Origin of the sequence: Pseudohalocynthiibacter sp. F2068, assembly GCF_023015645.1 — a bacterium.
GTDB classification, from domain to species: domain Bacteria; phylum Pseudomonadota; class Alphaproteobacteria; order Rhodobacterales; family Rhodobacteraceae; genus Pseudohalocynthiibacter; species Pseudohalocynthiibacter aestuariivivens.
The window spans coordinates 1-973 of sequence record NZ_JALKAK010000039.1 but is presented as its reverse complement, the minus strand read 5'-3'; the positions used below and the strand labels follow the sequence as shown (position 1 = coordinate 973).

Annotated in this window: 2 protein-coding genes; both read left to right on the top strand. The window is 53.8% G+C overall.

All coding sequences use genetic code 11. The features are described from left to right. The first annotated feature begins 50 nt into the window (after window positions 1-50). Window positions 51-338: a transposase gene (locus tag MWU63_RS20310; RefSeq protein WP_247079826.1), complete on the top strand. Its 288-nt coding sequence runs from the start codon at window positions 51-53 to the stop codon at window positions 336-338. Window positions 339-361: 23 nt separating this feature from the next. Next, window positions 362-973, top strand: a 612-nt coding sequence (locus MWU63_RS20305) for an IS3 family transposase (RefSeq protein WP_247079824.1), incomplete at its 3' end; no start/stop codon positions are given.

The window sequence follows — 973 nt, the reverse complement described above, 5'->3', positions numbered from 1 at the left end:
TAGCCCCCTAAAACTGAGCCACTATTTGAGTGTCACAGGAGGAAGAAGGGATGGCTCGGAAACGGTATTCGGATGAGGATGCGCTGAAGATATTGCGCGAGATTGACGTACATCTGCATGATGGTTTGGATGTTGTGAGCGCGTGTCGCAAGGCGGGCATATCGGACAAGACATATTACTACTGGCGCAAGAAGTTTGGCGGGATGGGGCGGCCTCAACTGTCTGAGATGAGGGCGCTTCAGAAAGAGAATGAGCGGCTGAAGAAGATTGTCGCTGACTTGCAGCTCGACAAGCTGATCCTGAAGGAGAGCTTGGATCATTTAAAGCCCAAGGCCTGACGGTTGATGGGTTGCGTCGGGCCGTGATCCATACCCGTCAAAAGCTGGACACATCTGAACGCCGCACCTGTGCTGTTTTAGGTATGTCTCGTTCCAGCCTGCGCTACCGGGTCAAGCCAACGAATGACGATGCGCTGCGTTTGGCGATGATCAGATTGGCCAAGCAGTATGGTCGGTATGGCTACAGGAAGGTCACAGCCCTTTTGCGGATGGAGGGCTGGAAGGTCAATCACAAGAAAGTCGAACGCTTATGGGGTGAAGAGGGCCTACAACTTCCCCATCGCCATAAGAAACGAAGGCGGCTTTATCACAAAGACAGCTCCGTCATCAGGCTACGCCCCACACATCCCAACCACATCTGGGCAATAGACTTTGTTCATGACAAGCTCAGCAATGGGAGCAGCTATAAGATGCTGACGGTACTGGACGAGTACACCCGCGAGGCTCTGTGCGTGACAGTGCGGCCCAAGATGAACGCGAACGATGTTCTGGACGCACTTCATCCGCTGCTCATGAAACACGGCAAGCCTGAGTTCATTCGCTCCGACAACGGCCCCGAATTTATCGCAGGTGCCCTGCAGGACTGGCTGAAAAAGGTCCATATCCAACCGATGCAAATCTATCCGGGCAGCCCT